Annotated in this window: 19 protein-coding genes; 5 read left to right on the top strand and 14 right to left on the bottom strand. The window is 64.3% G+C overall.

Annotation, left to right across the window (positions count from 1 at the left end; translation table 11 throughout):
- Window positions 1-104: 104 nt before the first annotated feature.
- Entirely contained in the window at window positions 105-941 is an 837-nt protein-coding gene (locus G6N43_RS06270; protein ID WP_083157832.1) for an SDR family oxidoreductase, read from the bottom strand.
- A 45-nt stretch (window positions 942-986) separates the two neighbouring features.
- A complete protein-coding gene (locus G6N43_RS06265) occupies window positions 987-1,919 on the bottom strand; it encodes an enoyl-CoA hydratase (protein WP_083157831.1) in 933 nt (310 codons plus the stop codon).
- Window positions 1,920-2,409: 490 nt separating this feature from the next.
- On the opposite strand from G6N43_RS06265, the gene G6N43_RS06260 reads away from it, so the two are divergent.
- From G6N43_RS06260 to G6N43_RS06250, 4 genes are all read left to right on the top strand, one after another.
- Complete coding sequence (locus G6N43_RS06260) at window positions 2,410-2,760, top strand: intersectin-EH binding protein Ibp1 (protein ID WP_083157830.1); 351 nt, start codon at window positions 2,410-2,412, stop codon at window positions 2,758-2,760.
- A gap of 93 nt (window positions 2,761-2,853) precedes the next feature.
- The gene (locus G6N43_RS06255; protein ID WP_083157829.1) at window positions 2,854-3,243 is read left to right on the top strand and encodes an intersectin-EH binding protein Ibp1; all 390 of its coding nucleotides are present in this window, start codon (window positions 2,854-2,856) and stop codon (window positions 3,241-3,243) included.
- Window positions 3,244-3,296: 53 nt separating this feature from the next.
- Window positions 3,297-3,461: a hypothetical protein gene (locus G6N43_RS30390; RefSeq protein ID WP_110810588.1), complete on the top strand. Its 165-nt coding sequence runs from the start codon at window positions 3,297-3,299 to the stop codon at window positions 3,459-3,461.
- On the top strand, window positions 3,462-4,928 hold the full coding sequence (locus G6N43_RS06250; protein WP_083157828.1) for an alpha,alpha-trehalose-phosphate synthase (UDP-forming): 1,467 nt from the start codon (window positions 3,462-3,464) through the stop codon (window positions 4,926-4,928).
- Here G6N43_RS06250 and G6N43_RS06245 read toward each other — a convergent pair.
- The 12 genes from G6N43_RS06245 to G6N43_RS06190 all read right to left on the bottom strand — a co-directional run bounded on the left by G6N43_RS06245 (window position 4,915) and on the right by G6N43_RS06190 (window position 16,766).
- Window positions 4,915-5,403, bottom strand: a complete 489-nt coding sequence (locus G6N43_RS06245) for a mammalian cell entry protein (RefSeq protein ID WP_083157827.1) — start codon at window positions 5,401-5,403, stop codon at window positions 4,915-4,917. The genes G6N43_RS06250 and G6N43_RS06245 overlap by 14 nt on opposite strands.
- Complete coding sequence (locus G6N43_RS06240) at window positions 5,403-6,098, bottom strand: Rv1363c family protein (protein ID WP_083157826.1); 696 nt, start codon at window positions 6,096-6,098, stop codon at window positions 5,403-5,405. The genes G6N43_RS06245 and G6N43_RS06240 overlap by 1 nt, the downstream gene beginning before the upstream one ends.
- Window positions 6,099-7,883, bottom strand: a complete 1,785-nt coding sequence (locus G6N43_RS06235) for an MCE family protein (RefSeq protein WP_083157825.1) — start codon at window positions 7,881-7,883, stop codon at window positions 6,099-6,101.
- Window positions 7,883-9,088, bottom strand: coding sequence for an MCE family protein (locus G6N43_RS06230; protein WP_083157824.1), 1,206 nt, complete (start codon window positions 9,086-9,088; stop codon window positions 7,883-7,885). The genes G6N43_RS06235 and G6N43_RS06230 overlap by 1 nt, the downstream gene beginning before the upstream one ends.
- Window positions 9,085-10,500 (bottom strand): MCE family protein, encoded by a 1,416-nt coding sequence (locus tag G6N43_RS06225; RefSeq protein WP_163658024.1) that lies wholly within the window; start codon window positions 10,498-10,500, stop codon window positions 9,085-9,087. Before G6N43_RS06225 ends, G6N43_RS06230 begins: the two co-directional genes overlap by 4 nt.
- The gene (locus G6N43_RS06220; protein ID WP_083156636.1) at window positions 10,497-11,543 is read right to left on the bottom strand and encodes an MCE family protein; all 1,047 of its coding nucleotides are present in this window, start codon (window positions 11,541-11,543) and stop codon (window positions 10,497-10,499) included. The genes G6N43_RS06225 and G6N43_RS06220 overlap by 4 nt, the downstream gene beginning before the upstream one ends.
- Window positions 11,536-12,570, bottom strand: coding sequence for an MCE family protein (locus G6N43_RS06215; protein ID WP_083156638.1), 1,035 nt, complete (start codon window positions 12,568-12,570; stop codon window positions 11,536-11,538). The genes G6N43_RS06220 and G6N43_RS06215 overlap by 8 nt, the downstream gene beginning before the upstream one ends.
- Entirely contained in the window at window positions 12,570-13,760 is a 1,191-nt protein-coding gene (locus tag G6N43_RS06210; RefSeq protein ID WP_083156639.1) for an MCE family protein, read from the bottom strand. Before G6N43_RS06210 ends, G6N43_RS06215 begins: the two co-directional genes overlap by 1 nt.
- Window positions 13,761-13,771: 11 nt before the next feature.
- Window positions 13,772-14,626 carry an MlaE family ABC transporter permease gene (locus tag G6N43_RS06205; RefSeq protein ID WP_083156641.1) on the bottom strand — a complete coding sequence of 285 codons (855 nt, stop codon included), beginning with the start codon at window positions 14,624-14,626 and terminating at the stop codon, window positions 13,772-13,774.
- Window positions 14,623-15,384, bottom strand: coding sequence for an MlaE family ABC transporter permease (locus G6N43_RS06200; RefSeq protein WP_083156642.1), 762 nt, complete (start codon window positions 15,382-15,384; stop codon window positions 14,623-14,625). The genes G6N43_RS06205 and G6N43_RS06200 overlap by 4 nt, the downstream gene beginning before the upstream one ends.
- Window positions 15,385-15,653: 269 nt before the next feature.
- The gene (locus tag G6N43_RS06195) at window positions 15,654-16,562 is read right to left on the bottom strand and encodes a 3-oxoacyl-ACP reductase (protein ID WP_083156644.1); all 909 of its coding nucleotides are present in this window, start codon (window positions 16,560-16,562) and stop codon (window positions 15,654-15,656) included.
- Between the two features lie 12 nt (window positions 16,563-16,574).
- On the bottom strand, window positions 16,575-16,766 hold the full coding sequence (locus tag G6N43_RS06190) for a ferredoxin (protein ID WP_083156720.1): 192 nt from the start codon (window positions 16,764-16,766) through the stop codon (window positions 16,575-16,577).
- A 162-nt stretch (window positions 16,767-16,928) separates the two neighbouring features.
- Here G6N43_RS06190 and G6N43_RS06185 point away from each other — a divergent pair, with 162 nt between their 5' ends.
- Window positions 16,929-18,110, top strand: coding sequence for an acyl-CoA dehydrogenase family protein (locus G6N43_RS06185; RefSeq protein ID WP_083156646.1), 1,182 nt, complete (start codon window positions 16,929-16,931; stop codon window positions 18,108-18,110).
- Window positions 18,111-18,116 lie beyond the last annotated feature (6 nt).

The raw sequence follows: 18,116 nt of genomic DNA, 5'->3' as shown, positions 1-18,116 counted from the left end.
CTAACCACCCGGCCGACGGGAAACCACCAGCCCAAACCCCACCTGTGGACAAACCCGCAATTGGGGATAACCCCGGCGGAGGTCGGGCAGGGCGTCCTAGGGAACTACGGCGCCACGACTCCGCGCAGGCCGTCAGCCCCGAAGAGCGGCTCCAGCATCGACGAGTAATCCGGCCCGCGGCGCACCAGCACTCCGCCGTCGACATTGATCACCTGGCCGGTGATGTAGCTCGCGGCGTCGCTCAGCAGGAACAGCGCGCAGTTCGCAATGTCCTCGACCTCACCCGGCCGCGGCAGTGGGGTACAGGCCGCGTAGTCGGCGCTCAGCTCGGGCGAATCAAGCACCGGCGCAACGAGTTCGGTGCGGATCAGCCCCGGCCGGATGCAATTCACCCGCACCCATGATGCGCCGAGTTCGTCTGCCGCCAGCTGCATCAGATGGTCGATGCCCGCCTTGGAGACCCCGTAGGCGCCGAACCATCGGTGCGTATTGCTCGCCGCGATCGAGGAGATGCCGATGAATGACCCGCCGCCACCGCGAACCATCTCCCGAGCAGAGTGCTTGAGCACATACATGGTGCCGTTGATGTTGAGGTCGACAGTGCGCCGCCACGCCTCGGAATCGATCTGTGTGACGGGTCCGATCGTCTCGCTGCCACCGGCGCAATGCACGACGCCGTACAACGTGCCCGTCCACGCCGTGGCCGCATCCACGGCACGCGCCACCTCATCTTCATTGGTGACGTCGGCGGGCTCGTAGAGCACCGAACCCGGACCGCCCTTGGCGCCGATCTCGTCAGCCGCCGCGGAGAGCCTGTCGGCGTTCCGGCCCACGAGCATCGCATTGCCCCCGGCGGCCACCACGGCGGCAGCCACACCCTTACCGATGCCACTCCCACCACCGGTGACCAGTATCGTTCGCCCCGTCAATGACAGCTGCACCACAGACCCCTTCGTCCGCCGACTAGAACAGGTTCTAGTTATACGTCACGGCTCGTCGTGGCGCGCGAGCTTGGGCGCTCCCAAGGTGCGCCAGTCCGGCACATCGGGTGGCAGGCCGACCGGGTACCGGTTTTCGTTCGCGGCCGCCCAGTGCGCGTGCCCGAGCTCGTGGATGTGGAACGCATGCCGAAGCGCTTCGGTGAAGCCCATGGCGTCGGCGGCGGCATTGACCGAATCCTTGACCAACAGCGCAGCCATGGTCGGCCGCTCGGCGATGCGCCGGGCGAACTCGACGGTCTTGTCCTCGAGCTCATCGCGCTTGAAGATCTTCGACACCATCCCCAGCCGGTAGGCCTCGTCGGCATCGATCGAATCACCGGTCAGCAGAAGTTCTTTCGCCTTACGCGCGCCGAATTCCCATGGGTGAGCGTAATACTCCACACCCGGCATACCCATACGTACGGCGACGACGTCGCTGAACTTCGCATCGTCGGCAGCAACGATCAAGTCACACGCCCAGATCAGCATCAGCGCGGCCGAGATCGCATTGCCCTGCACCTGCGCAATGGTGATCTTGCGCAGATCACGCCAACGCCGGGTGTTCTCGAAGAAGTAGTGCCACTCCTGCAGATACGTCCTCTCGGCAACGGCCTGCCGTGTCGCACCGTTGATGGAGAACGTCGGATGCTGGGCGGGGCCGGGCGTGCGCTCCAGCAGCGCGGCCTCGGACCCGAGGTCATGTCCGGCCGAGAAGTTCTTGCCGCGGGCCGCCAGGATCACCACCCGGACCTCGTCATCAGCCTCAGCTCGGCCGAAGGCCTCGTCCAACTGCACCAACAACGTTCGCGACTGAGCGTTCTGGGCATCGGGACGGTTCAGCCAGATCCGCGCGATCCGTCCGTCGTCCAGCGTCTCGTAAGTGACCTGGGGCGCTTCGCCTCCGGCAGGTCCGGCACTTGTCAGATCAGGGTTAGCCACAGCCGACCACCTCGCTCGCGTAGTAATACAGCTTGCACATTACGGTGCTCCGCCGAGCGACCGCTCAGCGGTACCACAGCAACCACAAAGCCAACTCACAGATACAATCGGGGTCGCCGCGCGGCCATCTCTATCATGTTGTCCACAAGAAGACTTCACTCACGCAATCCGAATCGCTCGGACGCATGCGGCGAGACACAGCAAACCACAAAGCAGTTGAGGCGTGGCCGGACCACGGATCCTCTTGGCACGGCTTATCCGCCCGCACTCTCGACGCTCCATACCCGCGCGACTGGCCTGCCCCGCACGCGAATCGGCGAATCTGTGCACGTCTAGATACCGCCCCTGGGAACTCAGGCCGTCCCTCGATTCAAGCGATCCCCTGCGGTGGCAACAATTCGGGAGAGTGCATAAGGCTCGCGGAGCAACACCAGCGTCACTTTGGAATTGCGTACACGCACAAACTCGGGCGAGTCAGTAGAATTGCGGAATGGCAACTCCCACATTCGCGATCCGACGGCACCTGCTGATGGGGGCAATGGTTGTCGCGGCCGCCGCGGCACCCGCGATAGCCGCGTACTCGGTGCCCGAACCCGGTATCGCACAGGCCCAATGCACGGGCGGTGAGGAGGCGGACGTCTTCACGACGACCTGCGTCCCCTTCATGGTGCCGAACAGCGGCCCGTCAGGCTTCACGACAACCGCTGCCAACCCGGATATCCCCGAGATCGACGGCATTCCGTGCACCGGAGGTAATGCCGGCGAATGCATCGGGCTTTCAGAGGATCAATCACTTCTACCGAACGTCACGCCTCGTTCCACCATCAGCTCCAGCCCATAGCCAAAACGGGGGAACTCCCCGAAGCTGTGCAGAAACCTTTCAGCTTCCATACAATCCATGCCGACGACCGGCCTAACTACAGAAAGCGTGACCATGGCGACCTTACAGCTCTCAGCTCGACGACTGATCCTTGCCGGCGGGTTTGCGGTCGCGGTTGCTGCGGCTCCCGCGATCGCCGTATTCACGGTGCCGACCATCGACGCCGCACCGGTTGCGCAGGGATGCCCCGGCGGTGAGGAACCCGATCAGTTCACCGGTAACTGCGTCCCGCACACCGTTCCGAACTCCGGTCCTTCGCCGTTCTCGACGTCCGCGGGCAATCCCGATCTGCCCACTGTGAATCTGCCCGGCGGCGGTGGCGCCATCCCGTGCACCGGGCACAACTCGGGCGAGTGCATCGGCCTCGCTGAGCAGGGGCAGGCCGCTGGACCGCAGCCGGTACCGCAGTCCACGGTCGGCCACAGCCCGACGGTGACCAACTAGCTGTCCGGAAGCCTCCGAACAGGGGCGATGATCTCGTCACCTAGAGTTGACGTATGCCTGCGAAATCTGATCCCGCCGATATCGGCGACGTCGAACCGCTCGCCGACAGCACCGCGCGCCAGGCCAGGCGCGTAGTCGCCGCCTACGCGAACGACGCCGAGGAATGCCGGGTGTTCCTTTCGATGCTCGGCATTGGACCGTCGAAGCTCGAGGCGTAAGTGAGTCCGGGGCGCGGCCGCAAGGTCAGCTCCGGGGATTCCGACTTTGTCGTGGTGGCCAACCGGCTGCCGATTGACATGGAACGGCTGCCCGACGGCACCACGACGTGGAAGCGGAGCCCTGGCGGCCTCGTGACTGCGTTGGAGCCACTGCTGCGTAAGCGACGCGGTGCGTGGATCGGTTGGCCGGGTATTCCCGATGCTGGCGATGAGCCGATCGAGCAGGACGACATGCTGCTGTGCCCGGTCAGCTTGTCCACGCAGGACGTCGCCGAGTACTACGAGGGCTTCTCGAACGCAGCGCTGTGGCCGCTGTATCACGACGTGATCGTCAAACCGATCTACCACCGTGAGTGGTGGGAGCGATACGTGGAAGTGAACCGGCGCTTCGCCGAGACGACGGCCACGACCGCGGCCGAGGGAGCCACGGTATGGGTTCAGGACTACCAGCTGCAGTTGGTTCCGAAGATGTTGCGCCAGCTGCGGCCCGATCTCACCATCGGCTTCTTCCTGCACATCCCGTTCCCACCGGTCGAACTGTTCCTGCAAATGCCATGGCGCACCGAGATTGTCGAGGGTCTGCTCGGTGCCGATCTGGTCGGTTTCCACCTGCCCGGCGGCGCACAGAATTTCCTGATCCTGGCGCGACGCCTGGTGGGTGCCAACGCCTCTCGCGCGACGGTCGGTGTGCGTTCCCGATTCGGCGAGATCGAGGTCGGCTTCCGCACCGTCAAAGTCGGCGCGTTCCCGATCTCCATCGATTCCACGACACTTGACCAACAGTCGCGCTCACGCGCAATCCGTCAGCGGGCGCGCGAGATTCGCCGCGAGCTGGGCAATCCGCGCAAGATTTTGCTCGGTGTCGACCGGCTGGACTACACGAAGGGCATCGACGTCCGGCTGAAGGCGTTCTCGGAGCTGCTCGACGAACATCGCGCGAAACGTGATGACACGGTGCTGGTTCAGCTCGCGACGCCCAGCCGCGAACGAGTCGAGAGCTACATCGCGATGCGCGAAAGCATCGAACGCCAGGTCGGCCACATCAACGGCGAGCATGGCGACATCGGTCATCCGATCGTGCACTACCTGCACCGGCCGATTCCGCGCGACGAGTTGATCGCGTTCTTCGTGGCGGCAGACGTCATGCTGGTGACCCCGCTGCGGGACGGGATGAACCTGGTCGCCAAGGAGTACGTCGCCTGCCGCAGCGACCTCGGCGGCGCCCTGGTGCTCAGCGAATTCACCGGCGCCGCAGCCGAACTCCGCCAGGCCTACCTGGCCAACCCGCATCACCTCGAAGGCGTCAAGGACGCGATCGAGGCGGCGCTGAATCAAACCCCGGAAGAGGGCAGGCGGCGGATGCGGGCACTACGCCGTCAGGTGCTGGTGCACGACGTCGACCTGTGGGCGCGGTCGTTCCTCGACGCGTTGGCCGCGACCCGAGAAGACCCCGCTAAATCGGTTTGATGTAGTTGATCAACCACTTGCCGTCGATGCGCTGATAGTCGACGCGCAGTCGCGCACCGTCATATATCGGCTGATCGCGGTTCGTCTTCTCCGAGACCGTCCGATTGATGTAGACCATCACCGCTGCCGAATTGCGCTGCGCTTCCATGACTCCGACGCCGACCACGTTGGTCTGACTGACCAACTCGCGGGCCCGCGCCTGCGGAATGATGTCGGAGTTCGCCCGGTCCTCGAACTCCTTGCGGTAGGTGGGCGTCAGCATGCTGTACGCCTCGGTGAGATTGCTCTCGACCGTCTTGTAGTCATAGGTGAAGACGGCCGGAATCTGCTTCTTCGCCAACGGCCCGAGCTCGTCGCGCGCGGCTTGCTCACCACGCGTCTCCACCCGCTGCCAGTAAAGCGCGCCGCCCACCGCGGCCAGGCCGACGAACGCGACGGCCAGTAGGCAGGCAATGCCAGTGATGATCCGACGCATCAGTTGCCACCGTTGGGGTAGTTGAGGTCGTAGGCCGTCATTCGACCCTCGTCGTCCTCCTGGACGACGATCCTCAGCCGGTAGGGTTGCGACGGCCGGTTGTTCCCGTTCATGTCGCTGGCGGTGACGCGCGCCGACACCAACACCGATGCCTTCTTGCTGACCTCGTCGATGCTCTCCAGTGCGGCGCCGTTGATCACGGTTTCCGAGCTACCGCCCGTTTCGCGGAATATGGCCTTGAGGTTCTCGACGTTGTTGTTCTGGCTGAACATGTCGCGCAACGGTCCGCTGGTGCTGTTGTAGAACTGGTCGACGCTGTCATCGATGGTGTCCTGCTTGAAGCTGAACATGTTCACGACAGTCTGCGTCGCGGTGTCGACGAAACGCTGGTTGCGCGCCTGCATGGCGTCTGCGTCCTGTCGCTGAATGTTCAGCGCCAAGACGCCGGCCCCGAGGACAACCGTCGCGATGACCCCGCCTACCAGGGCGACGACCGCGACCAAGCGTCGATGCGGCAGCCGGCGGGGCGGGGGCGCAGTCTTGCGGAGGTTGACTATCGGACCCTTCGCGTCCGTCGTCGCACCGCGCACCGCGGTGGTCCCGGTGACCACCGCGGGGGTGTCACTGGTCGGACCCGCGGGACGGGTCGCACGGCGACGCACTGGCTTCTTCTGACTGGTCGGAGTGGATGTCATTTACACCTGGTCCGGATACAGCATGAGGTCTACCCAATTCTCTTGTGGCCGCAGATCAGCGGCACCCGGGGCGAATACACCGGTCCCGCCCGCCGGGTCTACGAAAACTCCCGTGTTCTGATCGTACGTGCCGTAGACAGCGCCACTGGCCTGCGGCGGGTTCACCGGCGCAGGTGGAGGCGGTGCAGGTGGAGGCGGTGGGGCGGGTGCCGGCGGAGCCGGCGGCGCCTGGGGACCTTCGTAGTACGGTCCGGCGAACAGCGGCGGATTGGTCAACCACCCCGGCGGGAACGCCGGCGGAGGCCACGCATTCGGATACGGCGCAGGCGGTATCCACGCTGTGTAGGGCGGGGGCGGAGGCCCCTGGTTCGGCGGCGGGATGTACGGCCACGGCTGATGGGGCGCCGGCCCCGGACCGGTCTGCACGCCCGGCGGCACCGAACCCGGCGGAACGGGATATCCCGGATCCGGGTCGTTCTCCGGCGGGATATAGGGGAACTTGTTGGGCGGCAGAACGTTTCGACCGTCCTCAGGCGTGTCGTCCTCCATGACGTCCACCGGCGTGCCGATCGGCACCGGCGGACCACGCCACGGGCTGTTGCCGATCGGGACGTATCCCTTCGGGTCGCGGCACAACTGAATGGTCGGCGCGCGCTTACCCGGGAACTCCTGGCAGGGGTAGTTCCTCGCGCCGCGGACCACCATCGGATCGTTCTGCGCGACCTTGCAATACATGTCCGTCGGCAGCTCGCGCAATGTCGTGTCGCCTGGCGTGCGAATCTCCGAGGGCGGCAAGAAGCCCGTGTTGCACGGCGGCGGATCGTTGATGGAGATCTTGAAGTCCTGCTTGCCACCCTCGTCGGCGGGAAGCTGGCCGCCGATCGTCAAGAGCGAAGCCTGCAGGGCAGGGAAGATGACCAGCGCCTGTTCGATCGACTTGTGATAAATCACGCCGACGCGGCCGAAGTTGGCCAGATTCGCCGCGAGCACGGGGAACGAGGGACGAATGCCCGCGAACGTCTCACTGGCTTCGGCGGCTGCGCTCGGCGCGTTCGCGAGCAGCGAGCGCAGTTGCGGATCGGCCCCGGCCACTTCGCTGGTGAAGCGCGCGAGCCCGTCGGACAACGACCGGATGTCATCGCCGCTGCGTATCTGCGCCTCCAACAGCGGTCCGGCCTGGTCGATCAGCGCGGAGGTCTCAGGCCAGCTCGCATTCGCCTGATCGATCAGCGCCCGTGCCGAATCGAGGAGCCGCGCGAGTTCCGGCCCCGAGCCGTTGAACGCCTCGAACGTGTCACGCAGCAGGTCCTGCAGCCGGGTGTTGTCGAGGCTGCTCACCAACTGGTCGGCCTCGCGCAACAACTCCGCGACATCCTGCGGTATCTCCGTGCGGTCCTTCGGGATGGTTGCACCGTTGCGCAGCACCTCCGGCGAAGGATCAGCCGGCGGAACGAAATCCACGTACTGTTCGCCGACCGCGGACACGCTCTTCACGGTGGCGGTGGAGTTCGCCGGGATCTTGACGTCGCTGTTGATCCGCATGCGTGCCACGACGCCGCCGTCGGTCAACTGAACCGACTCGACTCGGCCGGCCTGCACACCGCGGTAGGTGACATTCGAGTTCTCGTAGAGGCCGCCACCGGCCACGAAGTTCGCGGTGACTTCATACGTACCGAGACCGAGCTGGGCAGGAATGCGTATGTACAACAGCGAGATCGCGCCGACGGAGAGGACCGTAATGACGACGAAGACCCACAGCTGGATTCGCGCAGTTCGGTTGAACATCAGTTGGGTGGCACCTCCTGACCGGATGCGGTGCCGGGCGGGATCTTGAACGGATCCGCAGCCTGCCCAGACAGGTTCGCCATCTGGCCGGTGAGAAACTCCGGCGGGTTCACGACTTCGGCAAGGCGCTTCATGTTCGGGTCGAAGAACGACGTCGTGAAGATAGTCTCGCCGAGTCGGCGAATGGTCAGATCGAACACGGAGAAGATGTTGAAGTAGTCGCCCCTGGCCACCCGCTTTAGGTTCTTACCCGGGAACGGGAACGTCGCGAAGCTGTCCAGACTGGTCACCAGATCCGCACGAACGTCGTTGAGCGGCTTGATCACCGAGTACGCATCGATGATGTCCTGGGCGAAGTCGTCTTTCGTTTCGGACAGGATGCGCGACGCGACCGTGCCCAGCCGCTGCAGCGCGGCGAAGGCATCGATGATGCTGGCCCTGTTCTCGTTCAGCACTCGCAACGCGCCGGGAAGGGTGTCGAGCGCGCGCCCCAAACTGTCCCTGCTCCGCGCGAGAACCCCCGCAAACCGGTTCAGCCCCTCGGCCGTCGCGATGATGTCTTCGGTCTGCCGATTCAACGACGCGGCCAGCTCGGCCAGACGCGGGATCAGACCGGCGAACTGGCCTTCACGGCCGGCCACCGCGTTGTAGACCTCCTGCGTGATGTCCTGCAGCGCACCGAGATTGCCCTTGTTGACCACCACACCCAGCGCCGAGAGCACTTCCTCTGTCGTCGGATAGCGGCTGCCCTGGTTCAGCGGGAGATGAATCCCCTCACGCAGTTCGCCTTCCGGCGGCTGGCCGACCGGAGGGGCCAGCTCGATGTGCTGCGACCCCAACAGCGAGGTCTGCGCAACCCGCACCGTGGCGTTGGCGGGCAACTTGACGTTCTCATCCAGCGAGAGCTGCACCGCGGCGTAGAAGGTGCCGTCCGGCCGCTGAACGGCCTCGATCCCCGACACGCTACCCACCGTGACGTTGTCGACCATCACGGGCGAGTTCTGCGGCAGCGTAGCCACATCGGGCACTTCCACCGTGATGTTGAAGGAACCCTTGCCGTGGCCCGCGGTGCCGGGCATGTTCAGCGAGTTCAGGCCGCCGAACGAGCAGCCGGCGAGCAGCACCGCGCCGGAACCGATGGCAACCGCCCGCCGGGCCACCCGAGCAGCGTTGATTCCCAAAGAATTTCGGGACTTTCGGGTCATCCCCCACCTCCAGGGGCAGCGGCCTCGGCCGGAAGCGGACCAGGGGGCGGACCCGGAGCCGGGCCGGGCGGCGGGCCGGCGGGGGCGGGGCCCGGCGGGAGTATCACCGGACCGAGCGTGTACGGCTGCGCAGGCGGCGGCGGGCCGGGAACCGGGTTCTGGGGCAGCAACAACGCGCTTGGGTCGCCTTCGTCGCCCGCGCGCGGCGGGAACCGCCCGTCGGCCGGAATCCACTCCAGATACGGGATATAGGTCTTCGCCTTGGCTTCGGTCGCCGGGGTGTCGTAGATGACCTGCCCCTTATAAGCGGTGATCGTGTTGATCCCGTGCTCCATGAAGGGCGGGAAATTCATCGCCAAGCGCTTCAGCACCGGCGCCATCCGCTGCCGGCAGATCTCGGCTCGCTTGTCGTAATCGGGCGTTCCCGCGGCATCAAAGTTTCCGCAGATGAACTGCACCGGGTTGGCGAACTCCGGCAGACCGAGAACGCCGTTGGCCGTGCCCTGAGCGGGGTTGTAGATGTTGTAGAAGTTCGCCATCGCGTTCGGCAGCACGTGCAGAATCTGCTCTACGTCGTCGGTCTGGTTGGTCAGGATGCTGGTGAAGTCGGTCAACCGGTCGATGTTGGCGACCAGCACCTCATTGTTCTCGTCGAGGAAGCCGCGCACGTCCGACAGTGCCTGATTGAGGCTGCCGAGAGTGTCGCTCAGCCCCACGGAGCTATCGGCCAACACCTGGGACACCGAGGCCAAATGTCCACTGAATTGGACGATTTGCTCGTTGCTCTTCGACAGCGCGTCGACGAGGATCTGCAGATTCTTCACCGTGTCGAACAGATCGGTGCTCGAGTCACCCAGCCGTCCCGCGGTCTGTGACAACTCGCGCAAGGCTTGCCGGAACGAGTCGCCGTTACCGTCGAAGGTATCGGCGGCCTGATTGACAAACTCGCTCAACGGTCCCTGAACCTGACCCGACGAAGGTCCGAGCTGCTGGCTGAGCCTGGTCAGTTCGGTCTTGACCTCATCCCACTCCACCGGCACCGCCGTGCGGTTCAAATCGATTCTGCCGCCGTCCTGCATCTCGGGGCCCTGCTTGTAGACGGGGGTGAGTTGGATGAACCTGGCCGACACCAGGTTCGGCGCCATGATCACCGCGCGTGCGTCGGCGGGCACCTTGACGCCGTCCTGCACCCTCATGGTCACCTTGACGGCGTCGGCCTGCGGTGAGATCGATTCGATGGTGCCGATCGGAACGCCGACCACGCGGACTTCGTCGCCCGGGTACAGTCCCGCCGCCGAAGTGAAGTATCCGTCCACCCGGTAGGTAGACACCCGCGGCCAGATCACGAACGCGCCACCGATCAGCGCCACCACGAGTGCGCCGATGATCCCGAAACGCAGCAGACGGCTCATGGTGACTTCGGCCTTATGATGATGCGCTCGGACAGGAACCCGCGCAGCAGGTCAGCGAGGCTGTCGGGAACCTTGCCCGGCTGGAAGTAGAGATCCAACAGCAGGGCCATCTGCGTGTTGTTCGGGACCGCGTTGGGCAGGTTGACCATGAAGCCGGGAGCCGAGCCGACCGACTCGCCGAGAGCCGTAGCATACGGCGGCAGCCGCTTCAGCGCTTCGCTGATGTGCTCACGTCGTTCGAGCAGGTTGTCCAACACCAGATTGAGTTTCTTCAGCGCCGGGCCGAACTCGCGACGGTTGTCGGCCACGAATCCCGAAATCTGCTGTGACACATCGTCGATGCCAGCGATCAGATTGCTCAGCGCGGTCCGCCGTTCATCGAGTGCGGCGAAGAGCAGGTTGCCGTCGTTGACGAGCTGATTCACCTGAGTGGCCCGGTCGGCGACCACCGCGGTCACCGACTTCGCACGGGCCAGCAACTGCCCCAGCGCCTCGTCGTTGGCGTTGATGCTGCGCGACAACTCCGCTACCCCGTCGAGCGTGCGCCGAAGCTCAGGCGTCGCGTCGCGGAATGAATCCGTCAGCACGCGCAACGCCTGGGTCAGTTGGTCCTTGTTGAGCGAAGCAGAGTTCTGGCCCAGATCCTGCAGTGCCATGTTCAAGGTATACGGAACTGTGGTGCGGGCCAACGGAATCGACTTCACCGACCCGCTGCCTTGCGGTACGACCCCCAGCGATCGCTCACCCAACACGGTGTCGGTCCGGATTGAAACGAGAGTCTGGTCCCCCAGCCTGATCTTGCGGTCGACGGTGAACGTCACCTTTGCGGCCTCACCGGCCAGGGCGACGTCGGTCACCTTGCCCACCGTGATGCCGGAGACGTTGACGTCGTTGCCCGGCGAGATTCCACCCGCGTCGGCGAAGAAGGCCTCGTAGGGCTTGCCCTGCGGATAGAACGGAAGGGTGTTGTAGCCGAACGCAACGAGCAGAACGCACACCACGACCGCGATGCCGAAGATGCCTGCCCGGATCGTCTTATCCATTTTCAGAGCACCTGCCCTTCGACGGATCGGGAACGCCACCGATCGGTAGGAAGATGTCACTGCCTGCAGGCCCGTTGAACTTCAGTTTCGCTTCGCAGATGTAGTAGTTGAAGTACGACCCGTACGCGCCAAGCGAATTGAGCCGCAGGTAGTTCTCGGCCAACGGTTCGATGACCTGATTCACCTCTGCCTTACGGTTGTCGAGCTCGGTCGAAAGCGGACGAAGGTTCTCGAGCACACCCTGCAGTGGCCGCCTCGAGTTGACCAGCATGTCGGTCAGGTCGTTCTCCGCCGACGCCAGAGGCGGAATCGCGCCTGCGATCGGATCGCGGCCCTCCGCCAGCCCGGTGACAAGCTTTTGAAGCTCATCGATGCTGGCGTCGAACTCCACGCTCTTCTCGTCGATGGTCCCCAACACCTGGTTGAGATTCTGGATCACCTCTGAGATCACTTGGTAGCGGTCGCCAAGGGTCTGGCTGAAACTCCCTGTCTCCGAGAGCAGTCGGGACAGCGCACCCCCCTCCCCCTGAAGCAACTCGAGGATCGCATTGCTGATCTGGTCGACCTGTTCACCGTTGAGACCCTTGACCACCGGACGCAGGCCGCCGAGCAACGCGTCGAGGTCGAGTGCCGGCTGGGTGTTCTCCTTCGGAATGGTGCTGCCCTTGGGGAGCTTTCGAAGCTCGCCCGGCCCAGAGGTGATCTCCATGAAACGGTCACCGACGAGGTTCTCGTAGCGAATCACCGCCCGCGTCGACGTATACAGCTGGTACTTCTTGTTGAGGGTGAACGCGACGTCGACGGTGTTGTCGGGGTTCAGCTTCACATCCTCGACGGTGCCCACCGGGACTCCGGCGATCCGCACGTCGTTGCCGCCTTCGAGGTGGGAGGCGTCGGTGAACGTGGCGTGATAGCGATTCGTGGATGCGAAGCGGAACTCGCCGAAGATCACCACCAAACCGACGGCGACCACCAGCATCACCACCACGAAGATGCTCACCTTGATGAGGACTCCACGGTGACTCATCAGAAGTCATCCCGTTCTGCGAATGCACCGTTGAACAGGAACTGGAATGTCGACGGGGCGTCGACCTGCACCTCGGTGAACGGCTCGTAGGGGATGTACGCGTTGTCGGTGACCAGGAACGGTGACCTGTAATACGAACCGCCGTACTGCAGGCTGGGGATGTTCGGCAGGCCGCGGCAGTTCGGACCACCCGTCGCATTCACGATCGGCAGGCTTTCGGGATACGTGTACGACGGAACACCCAGCACGAAGCTGGAACTCACCATCGCGCCGGGCTTCATGCCACCGAGGATCGACGCACCCCGCTGGTTACCGATGGCGACGCCTTGGATTATGCAGCCGATTTCGGGTGAATAGTCGCCGAGCACCTTCAAGGGCGCCCGCAGCCGCTGGATCGCGGCGATGTAGTCATCCGCCCCCGGCTCCAGCGTCGCGGTTCCCTCTTCCGCCAACCCGATTGTCGCAAGCAGGGTGGCGTTCAGGTTCTTCTGCTCGTCGACGATCGTCTTGCTGATGGTGGGCGCATTGTTGATCACGGTCACCAGGTCGGGACCGGCATCACCGTAGATGTTGGCCACCGTCGCCGTCTGCGAGAGCAGCGTCTCAACCGTCGGCAGCTTCGGATTCAGTTCTGCGAGATATTGGTTCAACCCCGCCATGGTTGAGCCGAAGTCGTCGCCGTGCCCGCGTAGGCCCTCCGCGAGCGCCGACATGGTCGCGTTGAGGTGGATCGGATTGATCTTGTTCAGGACATCGATCAGCGTCTGGAACAACGTGTTGGCTTCCAGCTGCACCGACTCGGCCTGGACGACGGCGCCAGGGCGCAGCGACGTGCCAGACGGCTGCGGCGGCGCGAGGAACTCCACCGACTTCGCGCCGAATACCGTTGTGCTGCCGATACGTACGGGTGCGTTCGACGGGACGTAGCGCATCTGGTCGCGGTTGATGGCGAGCGTCAGCGTCGCGTGATCGCCGGAGTACGTGATGTTCTCGACCTTGCCGATCTGGATGCCGCGGTACTTGACCTTGGCATCCTTGTCCATCACCAGACCGGCCCGCGAGGAGTTCACGGTCACGGTTTCGGTCGGCGTGAACGCGGCGCTGTAGGCGAGATAGGTGAAAACGGTGAACGCCACGATGATCGCCGCCAGCACCAGGGCGGCGATCCTTATCGCGACTGTCCTCGACACGCTTTCCCCCGCTAGCCCGAAAGGTTGAAGTTGCCGGTGGCGCCGTAGACGCCGAGGGAAATGAACAGGGTGATGATGACGACCACGATCAGCGACGTCCGCACTGCCTTACCTACGGCGATGCCCACGCCGACAGGTCCGCCAGATGCGTTGAAGCCGTAGTAGGTATGGACCAGCATCACCGCGACCGCCATCACGATGGCCTGCGCGAAGGACCACAGTAGATCGTTCGGGATCAGGAACGTGTTGAAGTAGTGGTCGTACAGTCCCGCCGACTGTCCGTTGACGTACACGGTGATGGTGCGCGCGGAAAAGAACGCGGCCAACGTCGCCAACGAGTACAGCGGAATGATCGCGACCAGGCCGGCGACGATGCGGGTGGACACCATGTAGGACACCGAGTGCACGGCCATCGATTCGACGGCGTCGATCTCCTCGGCGATGCGCATCGCGCCCAGCTGGGCGGTGGTGCCTGCGCCGATGGTGGCGGCAAGCGCAATGCCCGCGATGATGGGGGCGACGATGCGCACGTTGAGATACGCGGACAGGAACCCGGTCAGCGCTTCGATACCGATGTTGCCCAGCGACTCGTAGCCCTGCACCGCGATGACGCCGCCGGACGCCAGCGTGAGGAAGGCCGCGACGCCGACCGTGCCGCCGATGAGGATCAGCGCGCCGGTGCCCAGCGTCATCTCCGCGATCAGCCGCAACGTCTCCTTGTGATAGCGGCGCAACGCGTTCGGGATGTATCGCAGCGATTCGGCGTAGAACAGCGCCTGCTCGCCGAACGAGTCGACGGCGCGCGGCAACCATCGCAAGGCCCGCCGCATCCGCAGCGTCAGATCGTAGTTCCCCAGCTCGCTCATCCGAGGACCCGAACGCCGATCGCCGTCATCAGGACGTTGATCACGAACAGACATATGAAGGCATAGATTACGGTCTCGTTGACGGCCTCCCCCACACCCTTGGGTCCGCCCTTGACCGTCAGGCCGCGATAGCAGCCGACGAGGCCCGCCATCACACCGAACAACAGCGCCTTCACTTCTGAGATCACCAACTCGCCCAACCCGGTCAGGATCGTCAGACCGTTGATGAATGCGCCGGGATTCACGCCTTGCAGCAGCACGGAGAACACGTAACCGCCGACCAGGCCGATCGCGATCACTAGACCGTTGAGCAGAAGCGCCACCGTGGTCGATGCCAGTACGCGCGGCACTACGAGCCGTTGAATGGGATCGATGCCGAGCACCCGCATCGCATCGATCTCCTCACGGATGGTGCGTGCACCGAGGTCGGCGCAGATCGCCGTGGCGCCGGCGCCGGCGATGACGAGCACGGTGGAGATCGGACCGAGCTGAGTCACCGTGCCGAACGCGGTACCGGAACCGGACAGATCCGCGGCACCGATTTCACGCAGCAGGATGTTGAGCGTGAACGCGACCAGCACCGTGAACGGAATCGAGATCAGCAGCGTCGGAATGAGCGAGACCTTCGCGATCATCCATGTCTGCTCGAGGTACTCGCGGAATTGAAAGGGCCGCCGGAAGATCTTGACGAAAGTGTCCATCGACATTTCGAAGAATCCGCCCACGGCCCGGGTCGGCGCCGCGAGCTGTTCGATCAACCTCGGGCTCCGTTCTCGCGACGGGGGCCGTCCGGCATGCGCGCGTTGGGCGAAGGCGTCGTAAATCGCCGCGGCGGCAGGCTTTTCGGCCCTGGTTTAAGCGCTGCTCTTAGTGAGCCGGATCATATTAACTAGAACAAGTTCGCAGTGTCAAAGAACGACAAAACTAGTCAAAATTGTAATATCTGTGCTGGTCAGAGCGGGTGTGACCCAGGTCATTCTAGAACGTGTTCTAGTGCAGTTCTCACCCACCCCCGAGACTGTGAATCCTACGAACTCATCAGTCCCGTCGCAGCGAAATTCGCGTCCGATTCTCGGGTGGCAAAGTAGTTCCGCAAAGTTTCCGACAGGTCCGCCGGTTCCCAGGCGTCCCCTGACGCATTGAACTGCGCCGCCACGGTCGGCGCCGCCACCAACGTCACGGTCGGACCGTACACGATGAAGAGCTGTCCGTTGACGTCATGAGCGGCGGGCGAGGCCAGGAACCGCACCAATGTCACCACATGCTCGGGCGACAAGCTGTCGATCTCACCCGGGCCCAGCTCGGGCGCCTCGCCGAACACGTCGGCGGTCATCGCGGTGCGGGCCCGCGGCGCGATTGCGTTGGCGCGGACGCCGTAGCGCTCGAGTGCGCGCGCCATCGTCAAGGTCAGTGCGGTGATGCCGGCTTTGGCCGCACCGTAATTGGCCTGACCGACCGGCCCCACCAGGCCCGCCTCCGATGACGTGTTGATGACGCGGCCATAGACCTGGCCGTCGCCTTCCTTGGCCTTGGCGCGCCAGTACGTCGCGGCGTTGCGCGTCAGCAGGAAGTGCCCGCGCAGGTGGACCGCGATCACAGCGTCCCAGTCCTCGTCCGACATGTTGAACAACATGCGGTCGCGGGTGATGCCCGCGTTGTTCACCACGATGCTCAGTCCGCCGAGGCCGTCGGCGGTAGCCACCAGCTCATCAGCCGTCGAGCGTTCACTGATGTCGCCGGCGACCGCGACCGCCTTCGAGCCCGCAGCGATGATCTCGTCGATCACGTCGGAGCGGTCCAGGGCAGCTCCGATGTCATTGACCACCACCGTGGCGCCCGCCCGCGCAAGGCCGATGGCCTCGGCACGGCCGAGACCCGCGGCCGCACCGGTCACCACGGCGACCCGGCCGGAAAGATCAGTCGCATCTGCGGTCATTTATGAATACCTCTAGTCTCTTCGGATCAACGCTGCTCGCGGACATTCGGCGATGGCTTGCTCCGCCAAATCCTCCTGGTCGGCCGGTACGGGATCCGCCTTCACGACGGCGTAATCGTCGTCGTCGAGATCGAACAGGTCGGGGGCAATTCCCACGCACACGGCATTACCCTCGCACCGGTCCCGGTCCACTTCCACTCTCATCACGCACTCCTCGCGCTCAGGGCTGCTTTGCGCAACCAGTGTGGCACCGGCCTGGACCCCAAGACTAGAACGTGTTACAACCGGGGGTGAAGTCGGGCTGGACTTCGGTTCTAGCCCGGGTGCACTTGCACCGGTGCCTCATAGAGAAGTTAGGACACGGCGATGCGGATCGGCTACACCCCAGAGCAGGAGGAGTTGCGCCGCGAGCTGCGTGCGTACTTCACCAAGCTGATGACCCCTGAGCGCGCGGAGGCGTTGGCCGCCAGCGACGGAGAGATGGGGCGGGGCAACGTCTACCGCGAAACCGTCGCCCAGATGGGTAAGGACGGCTGGCTGACGCTCTCGTGGCCCAAGGAGTACGGCGGTCAGGAACGCAGTCCGATGGACGGCTTGATCTTCAACGACGAGGCCGCCATCGCGAACGTCCCCGTGCCGTTCCTGACCATCAACAGCGTTGCGCCGACGATCATGCACTTCGGCAGCGATGAGCAGAAGAAATTCTTCCTGCCCAAGATCGCCGCGGGCGAACTGCACTTCTCGATCGGCTACTCCGAGCCCGGCGCTGGCACCGACCTCGCCGCGCTGCGAACCACGGCGGTGCGCGACGGCGACGAGTATGTGATCAACGGCCAGAAGATGTGGACCAGCCTGATCGCCTATGCCGACTACGTGTGGCTGGCGGTACGCACGAATCCAGAAGCCAAGAAGCACCGCGGCATCTCGATGCTCATCGTGCCGACCACCGCGGAGGGCTTCTCGTGGACACCGGTGCACACCATGGCCGGAGTCGACACCAGCGCCACGTACTACCAGGACGTGCGGGTGCCCGCGACCAACCTCGTCGGCGAGGAGAACGGCGGCTGGAAACTCGTCACCAACCAGCTCAACCACGAACGCGTCGCGCTCGTGTCCGCACAACCGATCTTCGTGGCGCTCAACGGCGTTCGGGAGTGGGCGCAGAACACCAAGGACGTGCACGGCAACCGGGTGATCGACTCGGAGTGGGTCCAGCTCAACCTCGCCCGCGTACACGCCAAGGCAGAGGTGCTCAAGCTCATCAACTGGGAGCTGGCCTCTTCGGATGAAGTGGCGCCGTCCCCCGCCGATGCGTCGGCGGCCAAGGTGTACGGCACCGAGCTGGCGACGGAGGCCTACCGATTGCTGATGGAGGTGCTGGGCACCGCCGCCACACTGCGCACCAATACGCAAGGCGCGCTGCTGCGCGGACGCATCGAACGCATGCACCGCTCGTGCCTCATCCTCACCTTCGGCGGCGGCACGAACGAGATCCAGCGCGACATCATCGGCATGGTCGCGCTCGGCCTGCCACGGGTTAACCGGTAAGGACTG

Source organism: Mycolicibacterium moriokaense (assembly GCF_010726085.1).
GTDB classification, from domain to species: domain Bacteria; phylum Actinomycetota; class Actinomycetes; order Mycobacteriales; family Mycobacteriaceae; genus Mycobacterium; species Mycobacterium moriokaense.
This window is presented reverse-complemented; position numbering and strand designations above follow the sequence as displayed.

Excerpts from the sequence above, each read along its gene's own strand:
- G6N43_RS06260 (WP_083157830.1), top strand. The coding sequence starts at position 2,410 with ATGGCAACTCCCACATTCGCGATCCGACGGCACCTGCTGATGGGGGCA.
- G6N43_RS06255 (WP_083157829.1), top strand. The coding sequence starts at position 2,854 with ATGGCGACCTTACAGCTCTCAGCTCGACGACTGATCCTTGCCGGCGGG.
- G6N43_RS30390 (WP_110810588.1), top strand. The coding sequence starts at position 3,297 with ATGCCTGCGAAATCTGATCCCGCCGATATCGGCGACGTCGAACCGCTC.
- G6N43_RS06245 (WP_083157827.1), bottom strand. The coding sequence starts at position 5,403 with ATGCGTCGGATCATCACTGGCATTGCCTGCCTACTGGCCGTCGCGTTC.
- G6N43_RS06240 (WP_083157826.1), bottom strand. The coding sequence starts at position 6,098 with ATGACATCCACTCCGACCAGTCAGAAGAAGCCAGTGCGTCGCCGTGCG.
- G6N43_RS06235 (WP_083157825.1), bottom strand. The coding sequence starts at position 7,883 with ATGTTCAACCGAACTGCGCGAATCCAGCTGTGGGTCTTCGTCGTCATT.
- G6N43_RS06230 (WP_083157824.1), bottom strand. The coding sequence starts at position 9,088 with ATGACCCGAAAGTCCCGAAATTCTTTGGGAATCAACGCTGCTCGGGTG.
- G6N43_RS06225 (WP_163658024.1), bottom strand. The coding sequence starts at position 10,500 with ATGAGCCGTCTGCTGCGTTTCGGGATCATCGGCGCACTCGTGGTGGCG.
- G6N43_RS06220 (WP_083156636.1), bottom strand. The coding sequence starts at position 11,543 with ATGGATAAGACGATCCGGGCAGGCATCTTCGGCATCGCGGTCGTGGTG.
- G6N43_RS06215 (WP_083156638.1), bottom strand. The coding sequence starts at position 12,570 with ATGAGTCACCGTGGAGTCCTCATCAAGGTGAGCATCTTCGTGGTGGTG.
- G6N43_RS06205 (WP_083156641.1), bottom strand. The coding sequence starts at position 14,626 with ATGAGCGAGCTGGGGAACTACGATCTGACGCTGCGGATGCGGCGGGCC.
- G6N43_RS06195 (WP_083156644.1), bottom strand. The coding sequence starts at position 16,562 with ATGACCGCAGATGCGACTGATCTTTCCGGCCGGGTCGCCGTGGTGACC.
- G6N43_RS06190 (WP_083156720.1), bottom strand. The coding sequence starts at position 16,766 with ATGAGAGTGGAAGTGGACCGGGACCGGTGCGAGGGTAATGCCGTGTGC.
- G6N43_RS06185 (WP_083156646.1), top strand. The coding sequence starts at position 16,929 with ATGCGGATCGGCTACACCCCAGAGCAGGAGGAGTTGCGCCGCGAGCTG.